21 protein-coding genes are annotated in these 24759 nt (G+C 72.8%); 8 read left to right on the top strand and 13 right to left on the bottom strand.

The features are described 5' to 3' along the window. Positions 1–47 precede the first annotated feature (47 nt). Both ACH4U7_RS08420 and ACH4U7_RS08415 read left to right on the top strand, forming a co-directional pair. Entirely contained in the window at positions 48–764 is a 717-nt protein-coding gene (locus ACH4U7_RS08420) for an ArsR/SmtB family transcription factor (RefSeq protein ID WP_398527199.1), read from the top strand. A 93-nt stretch (positions 765–857) separates the two neighbouring features. Beyond that, positions 858–2261 carry a uracil-xanthine permease family protein gene (locus tag ACH4U7_RS08415; RefSeq protein WP_398527198.1) on the top strand — a complete coding sequence of 468 codons (1404 nt, stop codon included), beginning with the start codon at positions 858–860 and terminating at the stop codon, positions 2259–2261. A gap of 57 nt (positions 2262–2318) precedes the next feature. Here the strand turns inward: ACH4U7_RS08415 and ACH4U7_RS08410 are convergent, their stop codons facing one another. Then, positions 2319–3164 carry a helix-turn-helix transcriptional regulator gene (locus ACH4U7_RS08410; protein WP_398527197.1) on the bottom strand — a complete coding sequence of 282 codons (846 nt, stop codon included), beginning with the start codon at positions 3162–3164 and terminating at the stop codon, positions 2319–2321. Positions 3165–3294: 130 nt separating this feature from the next. Here ACH4U7_RS08410 and ACH4U7_RS08405 point away from each other — a divergent pair, with 130 nt between their 5' ends. Next, positions 3295–4158: an NAD-dependent epimerase/dehydratase family protein gene (locus ACH4U7_RS08405; RefSeq protein ID WP_398527196.1), complete on the top strand. Its 864-nt coding sequence runs from the start codon at positions 3295–3297 to the stop codon at positions 4156–4158. A gap of 106 nt (positions 4159–4264) precedes the next feature. Continuing rightward, the gene (locus ACH4U7_RS08400; protein ID WP_398527195.1) at positions 4265–4960 is read left to right on the top strand and encodes a DUF5995 family protein; all 696 of its coding nucleotides are present in this window, start codon (positions 4265–4267) and stop codon (positions 4958–4960) included. A 6-nt stretch (positions 4961–4966) separates the two neighbouring features. Here ACH4U7_RS08400 and ACH4U7_RS08395 read toward each other — a convergent pair whose 3' ends face one another. The 4 genes from ACH4U7_RS08395 to ACH4U7_RS08380 all read right to left on the bottom strand — a co-directional run bounded on the left by ACH4U7_RS08395 (position 4967) and on the right by ACH4U7_RS08380 (position 9821). After that, positions 4967–6682: a flavin monoamine oxidase family protein gene (locus ACH4U7_RS08395; protein ID WP_398527194.1), complete on the bottom strand. Its 1716-nt coding sequence runs from the start codon at positions 6680–6682 to the stop codon at positions 4967–4969. 61 nt (positions 6683–6743) lie between these two features. Next, entirely contained in the window at positions 6744–7595 is an 852-nt protein-coding gene (locus tag ACH4U7_RS08390) for a carbon-nitrogen hydrolase family protein (RefSeq protein WP_398527193.1), read from the bottom strand. A gap of 257 nt (positions 7596–7852) precedes the next feature. Further along, positions 7853–8308 carry an Lrp/AsnC family transcriptional regulator gene (locus ACH4U7_RS08385; RefSeq protein WP_089510329.1) on the bottom strand — a complete coding sequence of 152 codons (456 nt, stop codon included), beginning with the start codon at positions 8306–8308 and terminating at the stop codon, positions 7853–7855. A 10-nt stretch (positions 8309–8318) separates the two neighbouring features. Further along, positions 8319–9821, bottom strand: coding sequence for an amino acid permease (locus tag ACH4U7_RS08380; RefSeq protein WP_398527192.1), 1503 nt, complete (start codon positions 9819–9821; stop codon positions 8319–8321). Between the two features lie 308 nt (positions 9822–10129). Here ACH4U7_RS08380 and ACH4U7_RS08375 point away from each other — a divergent pair, with 308 nt between their 5' ends. Together ACH4U7_RS08375 and ACH4U7_RS08370 are read left to right on the top strand one after the other, a co-directional pair. Further along, on the top strand, positions 10130–10336 hold the full coding sequence (locus tag ACH4U7_RS08375; RefSeq protein WP_353591469.1) for a hypothetical protein: 207 nt from the start codon (positions 10130–10132) through the stop codon (positions 10334–10336). Continuing rightward, positions 10333–11130: a DUF2637 domain-containing protein gene (locus tag ACH4U7_RS08370; RefSeq protein WP_398527191.1), complete on the top strand. Its 798-nt coding sequence runs from the start codon at positions 10333–10335 to the stop codon at positions 11128–11130. The genes ACH4U7_RS08375 and ACH4U7_RS08370 overlap by 4 nt, the downstream gene beginning before the upstream one ends. 51 nt (positions 11131–11181) lie before the next feature. Here the strand turns inward: ACH4U7_RS08370 and ACH4U7_RS08365 are convergent, their stop codons facing one another. The 3 genes from ACH4U7_RS08365 to rpe form a co-directional block, all read right to left on the bottom strand. Continuing rightward, positions 11182–12621 (bottom strand): GuaB1 family IMP dehydrogenase-related protein, encoded by a 1440-nt coding sequence (locus tag ACH4U7_RS08365; protein WP_398527190.1) that lies wholly within the window; start codon positions 12619–12621, stop codon positions 11182–11184. A 171-nt stretch (positions 12622–12792) separates the two neighbouring features. Further along, positions 12793–13782 (bottom strand): sugar-binding transcriptional regulator, encoded by a 990-nt coding sequence (locus tag ACH4U7_RS08360; protein WP_179285391.1) that lies wholly within the window; start codon positions 13780–13782, stop codon positions 12793–12795. Positions 13783–13896: 114 nt separating this feature from the next. After that, positions 13897–14598: a ribulose-phosphate 3-epimerase gene (gene rpe, locus ACH4U7_RS08355; RefSeq protein WP_398527189.1), complete on the bottom strand. Its 702-nt coding sequence runs from the start codon at positions 14596–14598 to the stop codon at positions 13897–13899. A gap of 55 nt (positions 14599–14653) precedes the next feature. Here rpe and ACH4U7_RS08350 point away from each other — a divergent pair, with 55 nt between their 5' ends. Continuing rightward, positions 14654–15529: a serine hydrolase gene (locus ACH4U7_RS08350; RefSeq protein WP_398527188.1), complete on the top strand. Its 876-nt coding sequence runs from the start codon at positions 14654–14656 to the stop codon at positions 15527–15529. Positions 15530–15573: 44 nt separating this feature from the next. Here ACH4U7_RS08350 and ACH4U7_RS08345 read toward each other — a convergent pair whose 3' ends face one another. The 3 genes from ACH4U7_RS08345 to fmt form a co-directional block, all read right to left on the bottom strand. Continuing rightward, entirely contained in the window at positions 15574–17031 is a 1458-nt protein-coding gene (locus ACH4U7_RS08345) for an RsmB/NOP family class I SAM-dependent RNA methyltransferase (RefSeq protein ID WP_398527187.1), read from the bottom strand. 205 nt (positions 17032–17236) lie between these two features. Continuing rightward, complete coding sequence (locus tag ACH4U7_RS08340) at positions 17237–19186, bottom strand: ABC transporter ATP-binding protein (RefSeq protein WP_398527186.1); 1950 nt, start codon at positions 19184–19186, stop codon at positions 17237–17239. Between the two features lie 157 nt (positions 19187–19343). Further along, positions 19344–20276, bottom strand: a complete 933-nt coding sequence (gene fmt, locus ACH4U7_RS08335) for a methionyl-tRNA formyltransferase (protein ID WP_398527185.1) — start codon at positions 20274–20276, stop codon at positions 19344–19346. Positions 20277–20532: 256 nt separating this feature from the next. Here fmt and ACH4U7_RS08330 point away from each other — a divergent pair, with 256 nt between their 5' ends. Beyond that, the gene (locus ACH4U7_RS08330) at positions 20533–21048 is read left to right on the top strand and encodes a hypothetical protein (protein WP_398527184.1); all 516 of its coding nucleotides are present in this window, start codon (positions 20533–20535) and stop codon (positions 21046–21048) included. Between the two features lie 99 nt (positions 21049–21147). On the opposite strand, the gene ACH4U7_RS08325 is transcribed toward ACH4U7_RS08330, so the two are convergent. Together ACH4U7_RS08325 and metK are read right to left on the bottom strand one after the other, a co-directional pair. Continuing rightward, on the bottom strand, positions 21148–23295 hold the full coding sequence (locus ACH4U7_RS08325) for a primosomal protein N' (RefSeq protein ID WP_398527183.1): 2148 nt from the start codon (positions 23293–23295) through the stop codon (positions 21148–21150). Positions 23296–23382: 87 nt separating this feature from the next. Next, positions 23383–24591, bottom strand: a complete 1209-nt coding sequence (gene metK, locus ACH4U7_RS08320) for a methionine adenosyltransferase (RefSeq protein ID WP_385622329.1) — start codon at positions 24589–24591, stop codon at positions 23383–23385. Positions 24592–24759: the final 168 nt, after the last annotated feature.

Below are 24759 nucleotides of genomic sequence, written 5' to 3'. Positions count from 1 at the left end.
GCGTGAGTTCGGCCAGGGCCGAAGTGTCGGGGGCGCATGATGGGCGTATGTCGCAGCCCCATTCCCACGGCCCGCAGCTCGCCCGCTTCGCCGCGCTGCTCGCGGACGAGACCCGCGCGTCGTTCTGTCTGGCGCTGCTCGACGGGCGGGCCTGGACCGCCGGGGAGCTGGCACGGCTCGCCGGGGTGGCCCCGTCGACCACGAGCGAACATCTGAGCCGACTGGTCGAGGGCGGCCTGCTGGCGGAGGAGCGGCAGGGCAGGCACCGCTACGTACGGCTGGCGGGGCCGCAGATCGCCCAGCTGATCGAGGACCTGTCCGGTCACGCCGCACCGCCGCCCGCGCCCCGGACGCTGGGCGCCGCCAGCGCCGGTGCGGCCATGGCACGGGCCCGGACCTGCTACGACCATCTCGCCGGGCGGCTCGGCACGGCCATCACCGACGCCATGCTGGAACGTGGGCTGCTGCAGGGCGCGACGGGCTTCTCGCTGACCGACGCCGGGCTGGTCTGGTTCCGGGACCTGGGCGTCGATCTGTCGGGCGCGCCGCGCGGCCGTCGGCCGATGGCCCGCAGCTGTCTGGACTGGACCGAGCGCAGACCGCATCTGGCGGGCGTGGCCGGGGCCGCGCTGTGCCGGCACGCGCTGGACGCGGGGTGGTGTGTGCGGATCGGCAGCCAGCGGGCGCTGCGGGTCAGCGAGGACGGGCAGCGGGCGCTGCGCGATCTGCTGGGCGTGCGGATCGCTGAGCTGCAGGATCTTTGATCGCCGGCCTCCAGGATCTTTAGGGGGATGAAACACACTTTCGACCCACTAACATTGCTGCGATCCCCCTGAGCAATGAAGTGGAGCACAACCATGGGCCTCGGCGTGCGCTGGACCCTGCACGGCGACGGGCGTACGCCCGCCCCCGGAGCCGTCGTCAAGCCGGATGAGCGGCTGTCCTGGCCCAGGACGGCGGGTCTTGGCGCACAGCACGTCGTGGCGATGTTCGGGGCGAGCTTCGTGGCCCCGGTGCTCATGGGGCTCGACCCCAATCTCGCGATCATGATGTCCGGGGTCGCGACCATCCTGTTCCTGCTGGCGACCCGCGGCCGGGTGCCCAGCTACCTGGGCTGCAGCCTCTCCTTCGTCGGCGTCGCCGCCGTGATCAGGGCGCAGGGCGGTGGCAGCGCCGCCGTCACCGGAGCGATTCTCGTGGTCGGCGGGGTGCTGTTCCTCAGCGGTCTGGCGGTCCGCAAGTTCGGCGCGCGCATCATCCACGCGGCGATGCCGCCGGTGGTCACGGGCGCGGTGGTGATGCTGATCGGCTTCAACCTCGCACCGGTGACGGCGAACACATACTGGCCCGCCGACCAGTGGACCGCGCTGCTGACCATGCTCTTCACCGGTCTCGCCGTGGTCTGTCTGCGCGGCTTCTGGTCACGTATCGCGATCTTCCTGGGCCTGGTCTTCGGCTATGCGATCTCCTGGCTCTTCGACCGCGTCTTCGGCAAGATCCACTCGCTGGACGGCAGCGGACGGGCCACCGACCACTGGCGGCTCGACCTGTCCGGGGTGTCCAAGGCGGACTGGATCGGACTGCCCTCCGTCCACGCGCCCAGCTTCCAGTGGTCGGCCATCCTGGTCGCCCTGCCGGTCGTCATCGCGCTGATCGCCGAGAACGCCGGGCATGTGAAGGCGGTCAGCGAGATGACCGGCGACCCGCTCGACGACACCCTCGGCACCGCCATCGCGGCGGACGGTGCGGCCACCATGCTCTCCACGGCGGTCGGCGGCCCGGCCAACACCACGTACTCCGAGAACATCGGCGTCATGGCGGCCTCCCGTGTCTACTCCACCGCCGCCTACTGGGCCGCGGCCGGCTTCGCCCTGCTCTTCGGGCTGTGCCCCAAGTTCGGGGCGGTCGTCGCGGCGATACCCGGCGGCGTACTGGGCGGGATCACCGTCATCCTGTACGGCATGATCGGGCTGCTCGGCGCCCAGATCTGGGTGCACAACAAGGTGGATCTGCGCAATCCGCTCAATCTCGTGCCGGTCGCGGCCGGTGTGGTCATCGGCGTCGGCGGGGTCAGCCTCAAGGTCAGCGACAACTTCGAGCTCAGCGGGATCGCGCTGGGCACGGTCGTCGTGCTCAGCGGCTACCACCTGCTGCGCGCTCTGGCCCCGGCCCATATGAAGCGGGAGGAACCGCTGCTGGACTCGGGCACCAGCGCGTACGACGACGAGCCGGCGGCGGCCGAGACCGCCACCAAAGCCTGAGGGCTTGAAGGGCCTGAAGGGCCTGAGGCCCTGTGGGCCTGAGGAGGGCGCGCGGCGCTATCCGCGCGCCGCGAGGTCCTGGAGGCCCACCACCCGCAGCAGCTCAAGACGCTCGTACGACTCGGTGCCCGGGCGGGCCGAGTGAACGATGAGCCGCTGAGCGTGTTCGGAGCTCAGCAGCACCTCACACTCCAGCTCGAGCAGCCCCACCACCGGGTGCAGAAAGCGTTTGACCGCCGAACGCCGCACCGCGACCTCGTGCGCCTCCCACAGCGCGGCGAACTCCTGGCTGGCCGCCCGCAGCTCGGCGACGAGCGCCGCCGGGGCGGGGTCGTCGGGGCGGGCGGCCAGCACGGCTCGCAGATTCGCGACATGGTTCCGCGCGTGCTCTTCCTGGTCCTCGGGCGGGCAGAGTCGACGCGTGTCCGAATCGGTGAAGTAGCGGCGGATCATATTGCGCTGCCCCGGCGGCCGGGCGCTGAAGTCGCCGGACAGGGCGGCGGCCATCGCGTTCTGCGCCAGCACGTCGCCCCAGTCGTTGATCACCATCGCCGGGGTGTCGTACAGCCGGTCCAGGACCAGCAGCAGACCGGGCCGCACATGCCCGGAGGACGACCGGTCGCGCGGCGGCTCCTCCCCCACCAGATGGAAGAGGTGGTCCCGCTCGTCGTCGGTGAGCCGCAGTGCGCGGGCCAGCGCGGTCAGCATCTGCCGGGACGGGCGCGGGCCGCGGGCCTGCTCCAGGCGGGTGTAGTAGTCGGTGGACATACCGGTCAGCTGGGCCACCTCCTCGCGGCGCAGCCCCGGGGTGCGGCGGCGCGCGCCCGGGCCGAGCCCGACGTCGGCGGGTGAGAGCCGGGTGCGGCAGCGGCGCAGGAAGTCGGCGAGTTGAATGCGGTCCACGCCTCAAGGATCGCCGGTCCCCGGCTCCCCATCCAGGGTCTGCCAATCCCTGGATCGGCGGTGCTCTCCCGGTCGGCCGCGGACTCCCGCAGGGTCGGAGCCGACGAACACCGATAAAGGGAGTCAGGACATGTTGACGTTGGTGACCGGGGTGACCGGCCGGGTGGGACAGCGGTTCACGCCACGGCTGCTGCAGTGGCGCGCGCCCGGCGACGAGGTACGGGTACTGGTGCGCGACGAGGCGAAGGGTGCGCCCTTCGCCGCGCTGGGCGCGCAGGTGGCGGTCGGCGATGTGCGCGAGGAGCAGGACGTGCGCAAGGCGCTGACCGGGGTGGACGCGGTGGTCAATGTGGCGGCGGCGTTCCGGGGGGCGCCGGACGAGGAGGCGTGGGCGGTCAACCGCGACGCGGCCCTCGGCCTCGCCCGCGCCGCCCTGGAGGCGGGCGCCTCGCGCTTCGTCCAGGTCAGCACCAATCTGGTCTACGGCCTTGGGCGCGGCCGGCCGCTGGTGGAGGACGACGAGTCGGTGCCGGGCGGGGAGATGTGGGGCGCGTACCCCGCGTCCAAGGCCGAGGCCGAGCAGGGGCTGCTGGAGCTGCACCGCGAGCGCGGACTCGACGTCCGGATCGGCAGCCTGCCCTTCGTATACGGCGAGGGCGACCCACATCTGGCGGAGTCGCTGCGGTGGGCGGGGCAGTGGGCGGGCCATCAGCGGCTGCAGATGGCGCATCACGCGGATGTGGCGCGGGGGCTGGTGCGGCTGCTGACCGCGCCGGGCGTGGCCGGGCGGAAGTACAACATCGTCGATGACGCGCCCGTCACGGCGGTGGATCTGCACCGGGTCAACGGCGTTCCGCTGCCGGAGGGCATGGCGGACCGCACCGACCCCGACCCCTGGTTCGGGGTGTGCTCCAACGCCCGGCTCCGCGCCGAGCTGGGCTGGCGGCCCCTGTACCCGACGCTGTGGACGGCCCTCGACGCGGGGGCGCTGTGACGAGGCCCTGTGAAGGGGACGCCGTGACGGGCTCTCGTTAGTCCGTTTCGGGGAAGCGGCGGCGTACGGCCGGACGGGCCGCGGCTCGGCTGCGACGCTTGCGTCCATGACGACGTCGGCCGAGCGGCACGCGCCGCGGACCGTGGAGGGTGTCGTGGCGCGGATGCGCGCGCTCGGCGCCGCGCTGCCGCCCCGGGACGGGGTGGCGGTCTTCAACCGGGTGTATCTGGCGGTCACCGAGGAGGTCGGCCGTCGGCTCACGGACGGTTACTTCCAGGACCCCGCCGCCACCCAGGACCTGGATGTGCGCTTCGCCGCCCGCTATCTGGCCGCGGTCGACGCAGTGGCGGCCGGGCGGCGGCCGTCCGCCTGCTGGCGGCCGCTGTTCCAGCTGCGCCGCCATCCCGGGGTCCGTCCGCTGCAGTTCGCGCTGGCCGGGATGAACGCGCATATCGGCCATGACCTGGCCCTCGCGCTGGTGGAGACCTGCCGGGAGCGGAAGGCCGAACCGGAGGAGCTGGAGGGCGACTTCGACCGGGTCGGCACCCTGCTCACCGGTCTCGAGGAGCGGATCCGCGAGGACCTGATGCCCGGCCCCGACCTGCTGGACGTGGCCGATCCGCTCACCCACCTCGTGGGCGCGTGGAGCCTGGACAAGGCGCGGGGCGCCGCGTGGGCGGCGTTCCGCGCCCTGTGGGGGCTGCGTGGACTGCCGGAGCTGACCGAGGAGTTCGTCGAGCGCGTCGACGAGAGCGTCGGGCTGGTGGGGCGGTTTCTGCTCACCCCACTGCCCGGCGACTGAGTTGACTCAGTCCTCCGGAAGTTCGACGGGCACGATCTCGTCGTAGACATCGCCCGGGCCCGGGTTCTTCGGGTCCGTCCGCCCGCCGAAGTGGGTCATCACGCCCCACACCGCGTTGAGCGCGGTCTGTACGGCGCCCTCGGCCCACCCCGCGGTCCAGGAGATGTCGTCGCCCGCGAGGAAGACGCCGCGCCGGTCGGCCGGGAGCCGGTCCTGCATGAAGTGGGTGAACAGACGGCGCTGGTAGCGGTAGTGGCCGGGGAGGTTGGCCTTGAACGCGCCCATGAAGTAGGGCTCGTTCTCCCAGGAGACGGTGACCGGGCTGCCGATGATGTGCTTGCGGATGTCGACCTTCGGATAGATCTCCGACAGCGACTTGAGCATGACCTCCATACGCTCGTTCGCCGACAGCGGCAGCCACTTGAGGCTGTCGTCGCACCAGGTGTACGAGAGGCAGATGACGGCGGGCCGGTCCGGGCCGTCGTCCAGCAGATAGGTGCCCCGGGTCATCCGGTCGGTGAGCGTCATGCTCATCACATCGCGCCCGGTGGCCTCGTCCTTGTCCAGCCAGAAGGGGCGGTCCACCGGGACGAACAGCTTGCTGGACTCCATGTAGTGGGTGCGCTCCATCGCCGTCCAGTGGTCGATGGGGAAGAGCGAGTCATCGCAGTCGATCTTCGAGAGCAGCATCCAGGACTGCGCCGTGAACACCACCGCCGGGTACGAGCGGATATCGCCGGCCGCGTCGGTGACGACGATACGGTCGCCCGCCGCGCGGTGCAGCCGGGTGACGGCCGGGCGCGGCCGGCCGCCGTGCAGGGAGGCCAGCGAGGTGCCCGGCGTCCAGTGCACGAGCTTGCGCGGCTCGCGCTCCCACAGCCGCAGCGGGAGCTGCTGGCTGCCGCCCACGATGCCGCGGTGGTCGTCGTCCGCGCCGGTGTAGACGACGCGCAGGATCTCCAGGATGGAGTTGGGGAAGTCGGTGTCCCAGCCGCCGGTGCCGAAGCCGACCTGGCCGAAGATCTCGCGGTGCCGGAAGGAGGCGAAGGCCGGGGAGTCGCAGAGGTAGCCGTAGAAGGTCTGGTTGTCCAGCCGCGCGACCAGGCGGGACCAGATCTCCCGGATCCGCGGGACGTCGCGCTCGCGGATGGCGCGCTGCATGGCGGAGAAGTCGGCGCCGTCTTCCAGACAGGCGTTCCATGCCTCCATCACCTGGTGGTAGACCTCGGGCAGGTCCTCCAGGGTGCGCGCGTAGTGCGACTCGCCCTTCAGGTCGACGACGGTCGAAGGGGTGTCGGGCGCGAGGGGGTTGGGGAAGGGCCGGGTCTCCAGGCCCACCAGGTCGATGTAGTGCTGGAGGGCGGTGGAGCTGGGCGGGAAGCGCATCGCGCCCATCTCGGCGGTCAGCGACGGATCGCTGCCCTCGAAGCCGACGGTGCGCAGCCGCCCCCCGATCCGGTCGGCCTCGTAGACGACCGGCTTCAGGCCCATCTTCATCAGCTCGTACGCGGCGACGATGCCGGACAGCCCGCCGCCGATGACCGCGACCTCGGTGCCGTGTTCGGTCGCCGGGATCTGGCCGAGGCCCGCGGGGTGGGCGAGGTAGTCGTCGTAGGCGTAGGGGAAATCCGGGCCGAACATGGTCAGCGGCGGGGCGGGCTGCCGCTCGTTCTGCTGGTCGTCGTGCTGGTCGGGGACGGCGGTGGGCACCATGGACGTCATCGGGTACGGACTCCTTGCGGGGGTTGAACGAGGGGGCGCGCGGGGCCGAGGGGGTACGGGGTCAGGTCAGGGGCGTGTACAACTCGGGCCTGCGGTCGGCCAGATAAGGGTTCGCGGTGCGCGAGGCGGCGAGCAGCCCCGGGTCGACCTCGCCGAAGGCCAGCTCCTCGCCGCGCCCGGCGCGGGCCTTGACCGTGCCGTCGGGACCGGCCAGACAGCTCAGCCCGACGAAGTCGAAGTCGCCCTCGGGCCCGGTGCGGTTGACGTACGCGATGTACAGCTGGCTCTCGAACGCCCGGACCGGGACGAGGGCTTCGGCCACGAACTGGAAGGGGTGCATCTGCGCGGTGGGCACCAGCAGCAGATCGGTCCCGGCCAGGGCGTGGGCCCGCACGTTCTCCGGGAACTCCACGTCGTAGCAGATCATGATGGACAGCCGTACGCCGCCGAGCGTGGCCTGGACGACGGGGGTGTCGCCCGGGGTGAACCACGCGCGCTCGAAGTCGCCGAAGAGGTGGGTCTTGCGGTAGTTCGCGAGCTCGGCGCCGTCGGGGCCGACCAGCCGGGCGGAGTTGAAGATCGCGCCACCGTCGCCACCCCTACCGCCCGCGTCCCCCGTACCCCCCGTGTCCCCCGTGTCCCCCGCGCGCTCCGGGTAGCCGTAGAGGACGGCCAGCCCGTGGGTGGCGGCGATACGGGCCACCGCCCGGCCGCTCGGCCCGTCGGCCGGCTCGGCCAGCCGCCGTACGCCGTCGCCGATCGCGTATCCGGTGAGGAACAGCTCCGGGGCGATCAGCAGCCCGGCACCGCCCGCCGCGGCGCGCCCGGCCGCCTCGTCGAGGGCCTTGAGGTTCCGGGCGGTCTCGCCGGGGTGGCCGGAGCTCTGGAGCAGGGCGATGCGCAGCGGGGGCATGGGCATTCCTCGGGTGGGCGGGAGGGAGAGACGCAGCTGGGCGGGAGGGAGAGACGCAGCTGGGCGGGAGGGAGAGACACAGCTGGGCGGGAGGGAGAGACGCAGCCGGAAGGGGATGGGAGGGGAGACGTAATGGCACAAAGACGGTACGTCGGCCCGAGATCGGCGGACAAGGCGCGTCCGTTGCGCATCCGGCGTCGATTCATTACGTCTTCCGGGCCCTCGACGGCGATTCGTTGCGCCGCTCGTCCCGGGGCCTACGCCGGGGCCCCCGAGCCGTAGCGGCGCAGCAGGGGCGAGAGGACCAGGACGGACTTGGTGCGCTCCACGAAGGGCTCGCCCGCGATCCGCTCCAGTACGCGTTCGAAGTGCCGCATATCGGAGGCGAAGACCTGGACGATGGCGTCCGCGTCGCCGGTGACGGTCGATGCGGAGACCACCTCGGGGTAGCGGTTCAGGCCACGGTGGATGTCCTCGGGCGAGGTGTTGCGGCGGCAGTAGAGCTCGATGAAGCCCTCGGTCTCCCAGCCGAGGGCGGCCGGGTCGACCCGTACGGTGAAGCCGGTGATGGCCCCCTCGGCCCGCAGCCGGTCCACCCGCCGCTTGACGGCGGGGGCGGAGAGGCCGACCTCCTCCCCGATGTCGGCGTAGCTGCGGCGGGCGTCCTCGGCGAGGGCGTGGACGATGCGTTCGTCCAGATCGTTCAGTCGCACTGCTGGGATGTCACTTTTCTGCCGTGGCCAGTCGGGAGCGGCGCATGCCGTATGCGAAGTACAGCACAAGGCCGACGGCCATCCAGACGCCGAAGACCATCCAGGTCACCCGGTCCAGGCTGCCCATCATCCACAGGCACAGCCCGAGGCCGACGAGCGGGAACAGCGGCGCCAGCGGCACCCGGAAGGTGCGCTCCATCGTGGGCCGGGTCCGGCGCAGCACGATCACGGCGATGTTGACCAGCGCGAAGGCGAAGAGGGTGCCGATGCTGGTGGCGTCGGCGAGCTGGCCGAGCGGGATCGCGGCGGCCAGCACACCGCAGAAGAGGGAGACGATCACGGTGTTGGCGCGCGGCACCCCGCTGCCCGGGTGGACCCGGGAGAAGACCTTGGGCACCAGCCCGTCCCGGGACATCGCGAAGAGGATGCGGGTCTGCCCGTACAGCACGGTCAGCACCACGGAGGCGATGGCCACGACCGCGCCGGCCGCCAGCAGCACGGCCCAGAAGCTCTGCCCGGTCACATCCTTCATGATCCCGGCGAGCGCGGCCTCGGAGCCCGCGAACCGCTTCCAGGGCAGCGCACCCACCGCCACGGCCGCGACCAGGCAGTACAGGGCGGTGACGATCACCAGCGAGAGCATGATCGCGCGCGGCAGATCGCGCTGCGGGTTCTTGGCCTCCTCACCGGCCGTGGAGGCGGCGTCGAAGCCGATGTACGAGAAGAAGAGGGTGGCCCCGGCGGCGCTGACACCCGCCATGCCCAGCGGCATGAACGGCGTGTAGTTCCCGGCGCGGATACCGGTGAAGGCGACGGCGCAGAACAGCACCAGGGCGGCGATCTTCACCCCGACCATGATCGTGTTGGCCCGGGCGCTCTCCTTGGCCCCGCCCAGCAGAAACGCCATGGCCAGCAGGACGACCAGCAGCGCGGGCAGGTTGAACAGACCGCCGTCGCCGGGCGGGGCGGCCAGCGCGTCGGGGATGGTGACGCCGAGAGTGCCGTCGAGGAGTTCGTTCAGGTACTGGCCCCAGCCGACCGCGACGGCGGCCACCGACACCCCGTACTCCAGGATCAGACACCAGCCGCAGACCCAGGCGACCAGCTCACCGAGGGTGGCGTAGGCGTACGAGTACGAGGACCCGGAGACCGGGATGGTGCCCGCCAGCTCGGCGTACGACAGGGCGGAGAACAGCGCGGTCAGCCCCGCGATCACAAAAGAGACGATCACCGCGGGCCCGGCGTCCGGCACGGCCTCGCCGAGCACCACGAAGATGCCGGTGCCCAGCGTCGCACCGATGCTGATCATGGTCAGCTGCCACATGCCGAGCGAGCGGCGCAGATTGCCGCCCTCGCCCTGACCGCCCTCGGCGACCAGCAGTTCGACAGGCTTGCGCCGCAGCAGCCGGGAGGAGAGCCCTCGTGGGCCGAGCCTCTGGGAGCCGGGTGCCTGGGCACGTGGCCCGGCCTCGGAATGCTCGGCGGTGGGCGGGGCTGCGCCGTGGTCCAACAATTGAGTGGCTCCTTATCGCTGCCGGTCGGGCGGTCAGATGGCGGTGACCGGCGGCGTACATACGGGTGCTCGGGGCAAAACCCGCAGGTGCGAACCGCCGAGCAGGCGGTCCCCGCCACTCCACGTCAGCGCAAGACACTACGAGCCTGCACGGCCCGGCCGTAATGCACCGTTGTTGCGCATACGTATGCGAACGTTGCGCACGGGGTGGCTGTACGGTGAATCGTTGCGGGAGGCCGGGCCGCACTGAAGCGCGTTTCACCCGAATGCCACGATACGGCACCAATTTGGCCCTCGTTGGTGGGAACGTGACCCCAGACAGCCTGCAGAGCACCGATCATGACCCCCACGGCCCGGACGGCGGGTGCCGCCCCGGAGGCCACGGGGGCGAGGACGAGCGGCTTCCGCTCGAGTACTGCGCCCGGGTGTGGGAGGACTTCCTGCGGACCCTGAACCGCATCGAGACCGACTTCGTCCACCGCTGCGGCACCACGGAACCGGGTGTCCAGGCATGACCTACACCGAGCCGAGGCCGGGCGGCTACGGCGCCCCGCCCCCCGCCGGCCACCGGTCCGCTCCCGGCGAGCGGTTCGACATGGCCCCCGACGACCCGCGGGGCTTCCCGCTGCCGGATCCCGAGACGATCGAGAGCCGGTGGGACCTGGAGGGGGACCTGGCCCGGCTGCTCCAGACCTCCGCCCCCGCCTCCTCCGCCGCTTCCTCCCCTTTCGATTCGCCCGTCGGCTCCCCCCTCGACGAGCCGCCCGAACGGACCACCGGCAGCTTCCCCGCCGCCCGCTCCCCCGCGCACGTCCGCGGTCGCGGGCGGCGGCGCCGGGTCCGCTTCCGGCTGCCGACCATGCCCTGGCTCCAGCTGATCAGCCTGATCTTCGCGGCGCTCACCACGGTGATCGTGGCCATGCTCAGTGTGCTGGGCGGGATGATCTCCTACGGCCCACTGCGCTATCTGGCCTCCCCCAGCACCTCGGAGTCCATGGCCGCATGGTGGCCGCTGCTGGTCTACGGGCCGTGGCTGGTCGCCTCGCTGTCGGTGCTGCGCGCCGCCCTGCACCGCCGGGGCGCGGCACACTCCTGGGCAGTGGTGGTGCTCTTCTCCACCATCGCGGTCTTCCTCTGTGTCGCACACGCGCCCAAGGACCCGCCCAGCATGGCCGTCGCCGGGCTGCCGCCCGTCGCCGCGCTGGTCTCGTTCCACCAGCTGGTACGCCAGATCACCCTGACCAGCCCACCGCGCCACGCCCTGCCCCGCACCCGGGGGGCCGAGCCGCGCGACAAGCCGCGTGCGTAACAGGCCCCCGCTCGGCCGAGCGGGGGCCACACCATGTCATCTGCCCGGTCGTCAGTCCCAGCTGGCGTGGAGCGGCTTGCCCTCCGCGTAACCGGCGGCGCTCTGCACCCCGACCACGGCCCGCTCGTGGAACTCCTCCAGCGAGCCCGCGCCCGCGTAGGTGCAGGAGCTGCGCACGCCCGCGACGATCGAGTCGATCAGGTCCTCGACGCCCGGCCGGGCCGGGTCCAGGAACATCCGGGAGGTGGAGATGCCCTCCTCGAACAGCCCCTTACGGGCCCGGTCGTACGCCGACTCCTCGCTGGTGCGATTGCGCACGGCACGGGCGGAGGCCATCCCGAAGCTCTCCTTGTACGGCCGCCCGTCGGCGGTGTGCTGAAGGTCGCCCGGCGACTCGTACGTCCCGGCGAACCACGAGCCGATCATCACATTGGACGCGCCCGCGGCCAGCGCCATCGCAACATCCCGCGGATGCCGGACGCCGCCGTCCGCCCATACGTGCTTGCCGAACTTCCGCGCCTCGGCGGCGCATTCGAGCACCGCGGAGAACTGCGGCCGCCCCACACCCGTCATCATGCGGGTGGTGCACATCGCGCCGGGGCCGACCCCCACCTTCACGATGTCGGCGCCCGCCTCGATCAGATCGCGCACACCCACGGCGGAGACGACATTGCCCGCGGCCACCGGCACGCCCGGGTCGAGCGCCCGGACCGCCTTCAGCGCGCTGATCATCGACTCCTGGTGGCCATGCGCGGTGTCCACCACCAGCGTGTCCACCCCCGCCGCGAGCAGCCCCTTGGCGCGCCCCGCCACATCGCCGTTGACCCCGACGGCCGCGGCGATCCGCAGCCGGCCGTCCGCGTCCACCGCGGGCCGGTAGAGCGCAGCGCGCAGCGCGCCCTTACGGGTCAGAATGCCCGCCAGCCGCCCGTCCGCGTCCACGGCGGGGGCGAGCTTGCGGTGTGCGGCGTCGAGCCGGTTGAAGGCCTCGCGCGGGTCGATGTCCGCGTCGAGCAGCAGCAGCTCCCGCGACATCACCTCGCTCAGCTGGGTGAAGCGGTCCACGCCGGTCAGATCCGACTCCACGACCACGCCCACCGGGCGGCCGTTCTCCACGACCACACCCGCGCCATGCGCCCGCTTGGGCAGCAGCGCCAGCGCGTCGGCGACGGTCCCGGTCGGGCCGAGCACGATCGGCGTGTCCAGCACGAGGTGGCGCTTCTTGACCCAGCCGACCACATCGGCGACCACGTCCAGCGGAATGTCCTGCGGTATGACGACCATCCCGCCACGGCGGGCGACGGTCTCGGCCATCCGGCGCCCGGCGATCGCGGTCATATTGGCCACCACGATCGGGATGCTGGTGCCGCTGCCGTCGGGCGTGGACAGGTCCACATCCTGGCGCGAGCCGACCGCGGAGCGGCTGGGCACCATGAAGACGTCGTCGTACGTCAGGTCGTAGGGCGGCTGCTGATCATTGAGGAAACGCACGCTCGGAACTTCCCAGTCGTTCGGAATTGGCCCTCGACGAAGGAAGCCGAGGAAAACGCACGTACTTCATTCTCCCACGTCGGCCCCGATACCCGGGCCGGGACGATCATCCAGAACGGCCGGGAACCGCCTGGTCTGATCGTCCAACGCCGCCCGCGTACTACAACCCTGTTACACCCCGTCGGGGTCCGCCCGGTCCAGCGCCGGGCGCGGGCCGGGGCCCGTCTCCAGCAGCAGGTGATCGGCGGCGGCGGTGTCCGTGACCAGGCTGGTGACCAGGCCGGAGCGGAGCACCGCGCCGATCGCGGGGGCCTTGCGGCGGCCGCCCGCGATGGCGACGACCTCCGGGATCCGCCGCAGCCGGTCGGCCTCGACCGTGATGCAGCGCTCGCCCAGGTCCCGGCCGATGCGCCGGCCCTCGGCGTCGAAGAGGTGGGCCGACATCTCGGCGGCGGCGCCGAGGCCCGCGTAATGGGCCCGTTCCTGCTCGGTCAGCATGTCGTAGACCGTCGAGATACCGGCCTCCCACGAGCCGATGGAGACGGCGGCGACGGTGACCTTGTCGAAGTACTCGAAGGCGCGGGCGATACCGGTCTGGCCGCGCAGCACATCGGCGGTGGCCGTATCGGGCAGCAGCATGGGCGCGTAGATGGGGTGCGCCTCGCCGCCGGAGACGGCGGCGGCGCGCCGGACCGCCTCGACCGAGCCGCGCTCGGCGGTGCCCGCGTCGTACACCCCGGTGAGCTGGACGACGGTGCACGGGGGCAGCTGGTGCAGGGCCGCGGCCATGTGGATCGTGGACCGCCCCCAGGCCAGGCCCAGCACATCGCCCTCGGTCACCAGCTCGCCCAGCAGATCCGCGGCGACCTCGCCGAGGTTCTCCGGGTCCGGGGTGTCGGCCTCGGCGTCGGCCGGGGACTCGACCACGACCGCGTGGCGCAGCCCGTACCGGGCGCGCAGCGCGTCGGAGCGCTCCGCGTCGAGCTCGGCGGGCACCCGGATCTCGATGCGCACCAGATCGCGCTCCAGCGCGGTCTCCAGCACCCGCGCCACCTTGAAGCGGCTGACGCCGAACTCCTCGGCAATCTGGATCTTGGACTTGCCTTCGAGGTAGAAGCGGCGCGCCATGGCGGCCGCCTGCACCAGTTCGGCGGGTCCCATCCGCGTGCCTGAACGGCCCGTCGACACCGCGGTCTCCTCACTACTTCCTATGTTCTGGACTCACCGTTCATCCTGTCAGAAACGGCGGACTTGATCTGCCCTTTACCGATGAGTTCATCGGGCGGTCGCGGGCCCGTCTTCCGCACGCCGCGCAATGGGGGTGGCCTGCCGGGCCAGACCACGCAGTTCCTCCACCGCCTTGGCCGGGTCCTGTGCCCCGTACACCGCGGACCCGGCGACGAACACATCGGCGCCCGCCTCGGCACACCGCTCGATCGTCGAGGCGGAAACCCCGCCGTCCACCTGAAGCCACATCTCCAGGCCGTGCTTGGAGATCAGCTCGCGGGTGCGCCGGATCTTCGGCAGCATGATGTCGAGGAACGCCTGCCCGCCGAAGCCGGGCTCAACCGTCATCACCAGCACCATGTCCAGCTCGGGCAGCAGGTCCTCGTACTGGTCGATGGGGGTGGCGGGCTTGAGCGCCATCGACGCCCGGGCGCCCTTGGCCCGGATCTCACGGGCCAGCCGTACGGGGGCGGCGGCGGCCTCCGCGTGGAAGGTCACCGAGCCGGCGCCCGCCTCGACGTACTGTGGGCCCCAGCGATCCGGGTCCTCGATCATCAGATGGCAGTCCAGCGGCGTGTCCGTCGCCTTGCCCAGCGCTTCGACCACCGGCACGCCGAGAGTCAGGTTGGGAACGAAGTGGTTGTCCATCACATCGACATGGAGCCAGTCGGCGCCTTCGACGACCTTGGCTTCCTCCGCGAGGCGGGAGAAGTCGGCGGACAGGATGCTGGGGTTGATCTGCACGGCCATGGCACCAGCCTGCCACGGCCGCCGCCGGTCCATGGACCCGGGTGATCACGCACACATGACGCGACACCGAATCTCCACGACACCGGACCGCTCCCGGCTGGTCCAGGGCGTCCTGTCCGTGGCCCTGGCGGCGGGACTGCTGGTGACACCAACCGCCGGGAGCGGGACCGCCACGGCCGCCGGTGCCTGGCGGCCGGTGTGCACCTCCGCCCGGCCGGGGCTGGCCACCAGGCTCTCCACGGACATCGCGACGGCGCTGCGCGGCCGGCCCGAGGCGGTCGCGATCGCCCTGCGCGACCCCGCCACCCACACGGTCTGCACCCTGCGCGGGAACCGGGCCTTCGACTCCGCGAGCGTGGTCAAGGTGACCGTCCTGGCCACCTTGCTATGGGACGCGGACAAGCGGCACCGGCAGCTCACCGAGCGGGAGGCCGAGCTGGCCACCGCCATGATCACCAAGTCGGACAACGCCGCCACCAGCACGCTGTGGCGGCAGCTGGGCGCCGACAAGGTGGCGGCGTTCCTCCGGGCCGCCGGGATGTCCCGGACCGTGCCCGGCGCCGACAACCACTGGGGCCTGACCCAGATCACCGCGCGCGACGAGATGAGGCTCCTGGACCTGGTGACCAACCCGAACCCGGTGCTGAGCGACGGCGCCCGCGCGTACGTCCTCGATCTGATGGGCAAGGTGGTGCCCTCCCAGCGCTGGGGCACCCCGGCAGGCGCCCCGAACACCGTGCAGAGCCATGTGAAGAACGGCTGGCTGTCCCGCGCCACGCATGGCTGGCGAGTGCACAGCATCGGTGTCTTCACGGGCAACGGCCCCAGCTACACCATCACCGTGCTGACCCGGGACAACCGCACCATGGCCACCGGAGTCGCCACCGTCGAGGCCGTCGCCCGCGCGGTGCACCGGGACCTCCGCACCTAGGCGAACTCCGCGCCCAGGTGCGGTCCCGATGTCCCGGGGTCCCGTCAGTCCGTACGCCGCAGCAGCGCCAGATACATCGCGTCCGTGCCGTGCCGATGCGGCCACAGCTGCACATCCGGGCCGTCCCCGAGCTCGGGCACCCCGGGCATCAGCGGCCGGGCGTCGATCCACTCGGCGGCGGGCGCGGGGCCGCCGCGGCCCTTGAGGACGTCGTCGACCACGGCCCGCGTCTCGGCGAGGTGCGGCGAGCAGGTCGCGTAGCCGACCACGCCGCCCACGCGCACCGCGCTCAGCGCCTGCCGCAGCAGCTCCCGCTGCAGCGGCGCGAAACCGGCCAGGTCCTCGGGACTGCGCCGCCAGCGCGCCTCGGGGCGGCGGCGCAGGGCGCCGAGCCCGGTGCAGGGCACGTCCACCAGGACCCGGTCGAAGGTGCCGGGGCGCCACGGCGGCCGGGTGCCGTCCGCCGCGATCACCTGGTACGGGCCGGGGTTGCCCGCCAGCGCCCGCTCGACCAGGCCCGCCCGGTGCGGCTGCTTCTCCGAGGCGAGCAGCGCCGCGCCCCGCTCCGCGGCCAGCGCGCCGAGCAGCGCGGCCTTGCCGCCGGGGCCCGCGCAGCCGTCCAGCCAGCGCTCGTCCGCCCCGGTGAGCGGCGCGTTCGCCAACGCGAGGGCGACCAGCTGGCTGCCCTCGTCCTGCACCCCCGCGCGCGCCTCGCGGACCGCGTCCAGCGCCCCCGGCTCGCCGCCCTCGGCGAGCCGCACGGCGTACGGGGACCAGCGGCCCGGCAGCGCGGAGCCCTCGCCGACCGCCGCCATCAGCTCCTCGGTCGTGCTCCGGCCCGGCCGGGCGACGAGGGTGACCTCGGGCCGTTCGTTGTCGGCCTCCAGCAGGTCCTCGACCCCGGCGCTGCCGCCGCCCAGGGCGTCCCACAGGGCGGAGACGATCCACCGCGGATGGGAGTGGACGACGGCCAGATGCTCCTCGGGGTCCTCGTCGTACGGCGGGGCGACCTTCTCCAGCCAGCCGTCGAGGTCATTGGCCGCGACCTTGCGCAGCACGGCGTTGACGAACTTCGCCCGCCCGTCGCCGAGCACCACCCGCGCCAGCTCGACGCTCGCCGAGACGGCGGCGTGGGTGGGGATACGGGTGCCGAGCAGCTGATGCGCGCCGAGGCTGAGCACGTCCAGTACGGGCGGGTCCACCTCGCGCAGCGGCCGGTCCACGCATTCGGCGATGATCGCGTCGTAGGTGCCCTGGCGGCGCAGCGTGCCGTAGACCAACTCGGTGGCCAGCGCGGCGTCCCGCGCGTCGAAGGGCTTGGCCTCGGTGCTGTCCTGGCGGGCCTTGCGCAGCAGCGGCGGCAGGACGAGATTCGCGTACGCGTCGCGTTCGTCGACGGCCCGCAGCGCCTCGAAGGCGAGGATCCGTACGGGGTCCTTCTTCGGGCGCCGGTAGGGCTTAGCGGGGGCGCTGCGGCGGGGACGGCCGGGCTGGGGACTCACGGGAAATGTGCTCCGGGGAGGGATGGGGCTCTGAGAGTCCCAGCCTACGGCGCCCCCTTTTAAAGGCTCGGTTCGCCTCCGGGGCGCTTCAGCCCCTGCCGACGGTCGACCGTGCTCGGCCCTTCGTACCTCAGGGCCTCCGCGCGCTCTCCCTTTCGACAGCGACCGCGCCCCTTCGGCTCACTCGCCAGCGGCCGACCGCAGTTCAGGCGCCCTTGGCCGCTTGGGCCGGGCCCTCGACGAGCGCCGCCTCAGTCAGGGCCGACTCGCTCAGCGCCGCCTCGCTCAGCGCCGACGGCTGCTCGAACTGGGTGCGGTACAGCTCCTCGTAGCGCCCGCCGGCCGCGAGCAGCGCGGTGTGCGTGCCGCGCTCCACGATCCGCCCGTCCTCGACGACCAGGATGAGGTCCGCGGCCCGTACGGTGGACAGCCGGTGGGCGATGACCACGGCGGTGCGCCCGTCCAGCGCCTCGGCAAGCGCCTCCTGGACGGCCGCCTCGGAGGTGGAGTCCAGATGGGCGGTGGCCTCGTCGAGGATCACCACGCGGGGGCGGGCCAGCAGCAGCCGGGCGATGGTCAGCCGCTGGCGCTCGCCGCCGGAGAGCCGGTAGCCGCGCTCGCCGACCACGGTGTCCAGGCCGTCGGGCAGGGCCGCGATCAGCCCGTCGAGGCGGGCCCGGCGCAGCACCTCCCACAGCTCGTCCTCCGTCGCCTCGGGCCGGGCCAGCAACAGGTTGGCGCGGATCGAGTCGTGGAAGAGGTGGCCGTCCTGGGTGACCATGCCGAGCGTCCGGCGGATCGACTCGGCCGTCAGATCGCGTACGTCCACGTCCGACAGCCGTACGGCGCCGCCGTCGGCGTCGTAGAGCCGGGGCAGCAGCTGCGCGATGGTCGACTTCCCGGCGCCCGAGGAGCCCACCAGCGCCACCATCTGGCCCGGTTCGGCGCGGAAGGACACCGAGTGCAGCACCTGCTCCCCGCCACGGGTGTCCAGGGTCGCGACCTCTTCCAGGGAGGCGAGGGAGACCTTGTCCGCCGAGGGGTAGCCGAAGTCCACCCGGTCGAACTCCACCGCCACCGGCCCCTCGGGCACCGGCCGGGCGTCCGGCTTCTCGGCGATCAGCGGCTCGAGGTCCAGCACCTCGAAGACCCGCTCAAAGCTGACCAGGGCGCTCATCACCTCCACCCGGGCGCCGGCCAGGGCGGTCAGCGGCGCGTAGAGGCGGGTGAGCAGCAGCGCGAGGGCGACGACCGCGCCGGGGTCCAGCTGGTCGCGCAGCGCGTAGTAGCCGCCGAGGCCGTAGACGAGGGCGAGGGCCAGGGCTGAGACGAGGGTCAGGGCGGTGACGAAGGAGGTCTGCACCATCGCGGTGCGCACCCCGATGTCGCGCACCCGCCGGGCCCGCGCCGCGAACTCGGCGGACTCCTCGTCCGGCCGGCCGAAGAGCTTGACGAGGGTGGCGCCGGGCGCGGAGAAGCGCTCGGTCATCTGGGTGCCCATGGTGGCGTTGTGGTCCGCCGCCTCGCGCCGCAGCCGCGCCAGCTTGCCGCCGACGCGCCGGGCGGGCAGCAGGAACATCGGCAGGAGCACCAGTGCGAGCAGGGTGATCTGCCAGGAGATGCCGAACATCACCGCGAGCGTGAGCAGCAGCGTCACCAGATTGCCGACCACCCCGGAGAGGGTGTCGCTGAACGCCCGCTGCGCGCCGATCACATCGTTGTTGAGCCGGCTGACCAGGGCGCCGGTGCGGGTGCGGGTGAAGAACGCGATGGGCAGGCGCTGTACGTGGTCGTACACGGCGGTGCGCAGGTCGAGGATGAGCCCTTCGCCGATGTTCGCCGACAGCCAGCGGGTGAGCAGCCCCAGCGCGGCCTCGGCGACCGCGATGACGGCGATGAGCGCCGCGAGACCGAGGACGGTGCCCTGGCCCGAGCGGTGCACGATCGCGTCGACGACCCGGCCGGCGAGCAGCGGGGTGGCGACCGCGAGCACGGCCGTGACGACGCTGCTGACCAGGAAGAAGGCGAGGCGGCGGCGGTGGGGGCGGGCGAAGCCGCCGATACGCCGCAGGGTTTCGCGGGAGAACGGACGTTTGTCGTCGTTGGCCATCGCGGTCCGGTAGAGCGAATGCATGGCGGTGGCTTCCATGTCCATCGCGCACCTCCGTCGGTCTCGGGGTGCCGTCCCTGGATCGCGGCTCTTCCGGACCGGCGGCACACCTCAGGACCGTAAGACTTGAACCTTTGTTGAGGTCAAACTCGACTGGCTCCGTCCCGCGCCCGGAGGCGCGGGACGGACGGGAGAAAGGTCGCTACCCGCCCAGCCGCTCACCCTGGGCGATCCGCACCCCGCGCGCCCAGTCGGCCCCGGGCATCGGTCGCTTGCCCTGCGGCCGCACCCACGTCAGCTCCACCGCGTGGCTGCCCGTGCCCACGTATACGGCCTTCTTGGTGACGGCGAGCTCGCCGGGCGCCAGGTCCGTACGGTCCGTCACCAGCGCCGCCGCGTTCACCTTCAGCCGCTCACCGCGGAAGGCGGTCCACGCCCCCGGCGCGGGGGCGCAGCCCCGCACCAGCCGGTCGACGCGCAGCGCGGGCGCGGTCCAGTCGATCTCGGCGTCCTCGACGTTGATCTTCGGGGCGAGCGAGACGCCCTCGGCGGGCTGCGGCTCGGCGCGCAAGGAGCCGTCCTCGATGCCGTCCATGGTGGCGGCCAGCAGCCCGGCCCCGGCCAGGGACAGCCGTGTCAGCAGATCGCCGCTGGTGTCCGTGGGCCGTACGTCCTCCGTCACCACCCCGTACACCGGGCCGGAGTCCAGGCCCTCCTCGATCAGGAAGGTCGACGCGCCGGTCACCTCGTCGCCCGCCAGCACCGCGTGCTGCACGGGCGCCGCGCCGCGCCAGGCGGGCAGCAGCGAGAAGTGCAGATTGACCCATCCGTGCGCGGGAATCTCCAGCGCCGCCTTGGGCAGCAGCGCGCCGTACGCGACCACCGGGCAGCAGTCCGGCGCGATCTCGCGGAGCCGGTCCAGGAACTCCGGATCGCGCGGCTTGGCCGGCTTCAGCACCTCGATCCCCGCCTCCGCCGCCCGCTCGGCGACCGGGCTTGCCACCAGCCGCCGACCGCGCCCGGCCGGTGCGTCCGGCCGGGTGACGACGGCCACCACCTCATGCCGGTCGGACGCGATCAGCGCGTCCAGGGCGGGCAGGGCGACCTCGGGAGTACCGGCGAAGACGAGCCTCATGGGTGGCGAACTACCTCTCACGCGCAGCGGGAACAGCGCACCAGTCTAGGCGCCGCGCTCCGGGGGGCGTACGAAAGCGGTGGCGCACGCCCCCGGACCGTGACCCGACGGGCGGGTGTCGCGTTGGTCAAGGCAGTCAAGGCAGATTGACCGCGTCGGGCCGCTGCGGCGGCCCGACGCGTTTCCGACTTCCCGTCTGCTGTCTTCGAGTACCAACTGTCTTCGAGTACCAACGCCGGATTCGAGAGGCTTGTTCATGGCCGACCACGCAACCCACGACGCCCAGGCACGGGCCAGCCTGCACCTCCTGGTCCGGGACATCGAGCGGGTCCGCCGGCAGGTGGACGCGCTGCGCACGCTCACCGCCCAGCTCGGCAATGTCTACCGTCCACGGCGCACGGGCCCGTCCGCGGGCTTCGTCGTCTACGGGCGCGCCCCGGCCCCCACCGTGCGCCTGGCCCAGGAACTGCGGGACAGCGTCGAGACGCTGGTCACGGCCGCCGTGGACTTCGACCGCTCGCTCGGCTTCTCCTGGGACGCGGTGGGCTCGGCACTCGGCGTCACCAAGCAGGCGGTGCACCGCCGTTACGGGGCGCGCCGGGCCGCCGCGCAGAACGCCGCCGCCGAGGGGGCCGAGGCGCCGCCGGTGCGTACGGCGGAGCCAGGAGCCGTGCCGTCGGTGCCCGCGGCGCGCTCGATGCCGCCGCAGCCCGCCCCGGCGCTGCGCGAGGAGCCCCGCCCGGGTGCGCTCCCCAACCCGCGCAACGGCTGAACGGGCGCAACTGGCTGAGCAAGCACGGCAGTTGAGCTGGCGCACCGGCCGGAGCCCGGCGCGTCCAAGGCCCGACGCATCCGAAGCCCGACTCAGCACTCAGCCGATGTCGAACGGATCGATCCGCACCGCCGGATCCTTCTCGCCCCGGGCCAGCCGCTCCGCCTTCGCCGCCTTGACCGCGTCCGCGAGCGCGCTGCCCTGTCCGGGGCGTACCCGCAGCAGCGCCCGCTGCCACTCCTCCCCCGGCGGCGGCTGACCGGGGCGGCGGGGGCGGCCCGGCTCCGTCAGGGGCAGCGGGACCGGGCCCAGGGTCTCGGTGCCCTCCGGCAGCCGGGCCGCGGCGATCAGTTCGGCCACCGCCTCGGCGGGGCCGGCGACCGAGGCCATCCGGGAGACCGGCGGAAAGCCCAGCTGGGCCCGCTCGGCCAGCTCCCGCGCCGCGTAACCTGCCGGGTCCCAGCGCACCAGGGCCTGCACCGGCCGCTGCGTCGGCTCGGCCGTCACCACGACAAGTCCGCCGTCCCCCTGGCCGCGTACCAGCGCCGCCGCGTCCAGCCAGCGGCGCAGCGCCTCCTCGCCCGCCCGCAGGTCGGGGCGGCCGAGCAGGGCCCAGCCGTCGAGCAGCAGCGCCGCCGCGTATCCGCCGTCGGCGACCGGTTCGGCGCCCGGGGTGCTGACGACGAGCGCGGGACGGTCCGGCACCCGGTCCAGCACATGGTCGCGCCCGGACGTCCGTACCGGCACGGCCGGGAAGGCCCGGCCCAGCTCTTCGGCGGTGCGCCGGGCGCCGACGATCCGCGCCCGCAGCCGCACGCCCCCGCACTCGGCGCAGTGCCAGGAGGTCTCGGCCCGGCCGCACCAGCCGCACGCCAGCCGGTCCGCGTCCCGGGCCTCCAGCGGCCCGGCGCAGTGCGCGCAGCGGGCGGGCGCTCGGCAGCGCTCGCAGGCCAGCCGGGGTACGTAGCCGCGGCGCGGCACCTGCACCAGCACCGGGCCCCGGGTCAGCGCGTCCCGTACGGTCTGCCAGGCGAGCGTGGGCAGCCGGGCGGCGCGCGCCTCGGCGTCCCGGGCCACCTCGCCCTCGTCGACCGTACGGATCAGCGGGGCCGCGGCCCGGACCTGCTCGCGGTCGGCCTCCAGGGGCCTGGCCCAGCCGTTCTCGACGAGCTGGGCGGCCTCCACGGTGCGGCCGAGGTCGCCCAGCAGAAAGCCCGTCCGCTCGTGGACGGCGCGCAGCAGCAGGACGTCGCGGGCGTGCGGATGCGGCGCGTGGTCGTCGCTGTGGCTGTGGTCGCCGTCGTCCCAGATCCCGACCAGGCCCAGGCCCCTCACGGGTGCGAACATGGCCGCCCTGGTGCCCACCACGGCCCGCACCGAGCCCCGGCTGACGGCCAGCCACCGCCGGTAGCGCTCCTCGGGCCCGAGGTCAGCGGTGAGCAGCACATGCCGCCCCGCCCCGCCGAGCACTTCGGTGAGCGCCGCGTCGACCCGCGCGGCCGTCCGCCCGTCGGGGACGACGACGAGCGCACCGCGCCCCGAGGCGAGGGTGGCGGCCACCGCGACGGCCCATTCGCGCGGCCAGTGCGGTCCGGGCAGCGCGGTCCACACCGCCCGCGGCGTCCCGCCGCCCGCGAGCGCGTCCAGAAACCCGGGCCCGGCCGGATAGCGCTCCCAGCTCCCGGCCGCGGGGGGCCCCGGCGGCGGCAGCGGCGGCGGGGACGGCTCGCCCTCGGCCCGTACGTTCCGCTTGGGCACGGCCAGCTGGAGTACGTCCGCGAGCGATCCCGCGTACCGGTCGGCGACCGCCCGGCACAGCGCGAGCAGCCCGGGCCCCAGCACCGGCTCGGGCGAGACCACCTGCGCGACGGCCGCCAGCGGCCCCCGGTAGTCGGATTCGGCGACCCGCTCGACGATGTACCCGTCGAGCAGCCCCCCGCCCTCCCGGCGCCCCTCGCGCACCTTCCCCGTACCGGCCCCGAACCGGACCCGCACCCGCACACCCGGTTTGGCCTCGGCGTCCATCTCGGCGGGCACCGCGTAGTCCCACAGCTTGTCCAGGTGCACCGGGCCCTTGTCCACCAGCACCTTGGCGACCGGCAGCTCCCGCGCCAGCGCGGCCCCCCGCCACGTCCGCGGCTTGGCCTTCGGCGCCTTGGCCTTGCGCACGCTCTCCCGAATGAGCGCAAGCTGCTCCCCGCCCGGCTCCCCCGCCGCGGGCTCCGGCCGCCCGTTGTCGCTGCTCACAGCTTCAGTCTTAGCAGACGACACGGACACCGGCCCGAGCGTCCCCACAGGGCGCCCGGGCCGGTGTCCGATTCAGTACAGGGGGCCTTACAGACCCACGGCCGTGCGGAGCGCGTCCACGCGGTCGGTGCGCTCCCAGGTGAAGTCCTCCAGCTCCCGGCCGAAGTGGCCGTACGCGGCCGTCTCGGCGTAGATCGGGCGCAGCAGGTCCAGATCGCGGATGATCGCGGCCGGACGGAGGTCGAAGACCTCGGAGATGGCCTGCTCGATCTTCTCGGGGTCGACCGTGGCCGTGCCGAAGGTCTCGACGAACAGGCCGACCGGCTCGGCCTTGCCGATCGCGTAGGCGACCTGGACCTCGCAGCGCGCGGCCAGGCCGGCCGCGACGACGTTCTTGGCGACCCAGCGCATCGCGTACGCCGCGGAGCGGTCGACCTTGGACGGGTCCTTGCCGGAGAAGGCGCCGCCGCCGTGGCGGGCCATGCCGCCGTAGGTGTCGATGATGATCTTCCGGCCGGTGAGGCCGGCGTCGCCCATGGGGCCGCCGATCTCGAACCGTCCGGTGGGGTTGACCAGCAGGCGGTAGCCCTCGGTGTCCAGCTTGATGCCGTCCTCGACGAGCCCGTTCAGGACGTGCTCGACCACGAACTCCCGGATGTCCGGTGCCAGCAGCGAGTCGAGGTCGATGTCGGAGGCGTGCTGCGAGGAGACGACCACGGTGTCCAGGCGGACCGGCTTGTTGCCGTCGTACTCGATGGTGACCTGCGTCTTGCCGTCCGGACGCAGGTAGGGGATGGTCCCGTTCTTGCGCACCTCGGACAGCCGGCGGGAGAGCCGGTGGGCCAGGTTGATCGGGAGCGGCATCAGCTCGGGGGTCTCGTCGCAGGCGAAGCCGAACATCAGGCCCTGGTCGCCCGCGCCCTGCTTGTCCAGCTCGTCGTCATCGCCCTCGACCCGGGCCTCGTACGCCGCGTCGACACCCTGCGCGATGTCCGGGGACTGGGAGCCGATGGACACCGAGACGCCGCACGAGGCTCCGTCGAAGCCCTTCTTCGACGAGTCGTAGCCGATCTCGAGGATCTTGTTGCGCACGAGCGTGGCGATCGGTGCGTACGCCTTGGTCGTCACCTCACCGGCCACATGCACCAGGCCCGTGGTGATCAGTGTCTCGACGGCGACCCGGGAGGTCGGGTCCTCCTTCAACAGCGCGTCGAGGATGGTGTCGCTGATCTGGTCAGCGATCTTGTCGGGATGACCCTCGGTGACAGATTCCGAGGTGAACAGGCGGCGGGACACATCGCTCCCTGGGGTTGCAGCGGCTGCTGGCTGATCATGGTTGGGACCGCCCGAGAGCTGCGCTCGGTGCGGTTCCTCGGCCAGTTTATCCGGCGCGGTCACCGGTCGAGCATCCCCGTCCCAAGGGACGGGCAGGCCGTGACGTGGAACATACCTCTCTCTGACCGG

The organism is Streptomyces sp. NPDC020845 (genome assembly GCF_044334165.1).
In the GTDB taxonomy this organism is placed as follows: Bacteria; Actinomycetota; Actinomycetes; order Streptomycetales; family Streptomycetaceae; genus Streptomyces.
This window is presented reverse-complemented; position numbering and strand designations above follow the sequence as displayed.

Excerpts from the sequence above, each read along its gene's own strand:
- ACH4U7_RS08350 (WP_398527188.1), top strand. The coding sequence starts at position 14,654 with ATGACGCGACACCGAATCTCCACGACACCGGACCGCTCCCGGCTGGTC.
- ACH4U7_RS08405 (WP_398527196.1), top strand. The coding sequence starts at position 3,295 with ATGTTGACGTTGGTGACCGGGGTGACCGGCCGGGTGGGACAGCGGTTC.
- rpe (WP_398527189.1), bottom strand. The coding sequence starts at position 14,598 with ATGGCCGTGCAGATCAACCCCAGCATCCTGTCCGCCGACTTCTCCCGC.
- ACH4U7_RS08395 (WP_398527194.1), bottom strand. The coding sequence starts at position 6,682 with ATGACGTCCATGGTGCCCACCGCCGTCCCCGACCAGCACGACGACCAG.
- ACH4U7_RS08360 (WP_179285391.1), bottom strand. The coding sequence starts at position 13,782 with ATGGGACCCGCCGAACTGGTGCAGGCGGCCGCCATGGCGCGCCGCTTC.
- ACH4U7_RS08400 (WP_398527195.1), top strand. The coding sequence starts at position 4,265 with ATGACGACGTCGGCCGAGCGGCACGCGCCGCGGACCGTGGAGGGTGTC.
- ACH4U7_RS08415 (WP_398527198.1), top strand. The coding sequence starts at position 858 with ATGGGCCTCGGCGTGCGCTGGACCCTGCACGGCGACGGGCGTACGCCC.
- ACH4U7_RS08340 (WP_398527186.1), bottom strand. The coding sequence starts at position 19,186 with ATGGACATGGAAGCCACCGCCATGCATTCGCTCTACCGGACCGCGATG.
- ACH4U7_RS08390 (WP_398527193.1), bottom strand. The coding sequence starts at position 7,595 with ATGCCCCCGCTGCGCATCGCCCTGCTCCAGAGCTCCGGCCACCCCGGC.
- ACH4U7_RS08420 (WP_398527199.1), top strand. The coding sequence starts at position 48 with ATGTCGCAGCCCCATTCCCACGGCCCGCAGCTCGCCCGCTTCGCCGCG.
- ACH4U7_RS08330 (WP_398527184.1), top strand. The coding sequence starts at position 20,533 with ATGGCCGACCACGCAACCCACGACGCCCAGGCACGGGCCAGCCTGCAC.
- ACH4U7_RS08370 (WP_398527191.1), top strand. The coding sequence starts at position 10,333 with ATGACCTACACCGAGCCGAGGCCGGGCGGCTACGGCGCCCCGCCCCCC.
- fmt (WP_398527185.1), bottom strand. The coding sequence starts at position 20,276 with ATGAGGCTCGTCTTCGCCGGTACTCCCGAGGTCGCCCTGCCCGCCCTG.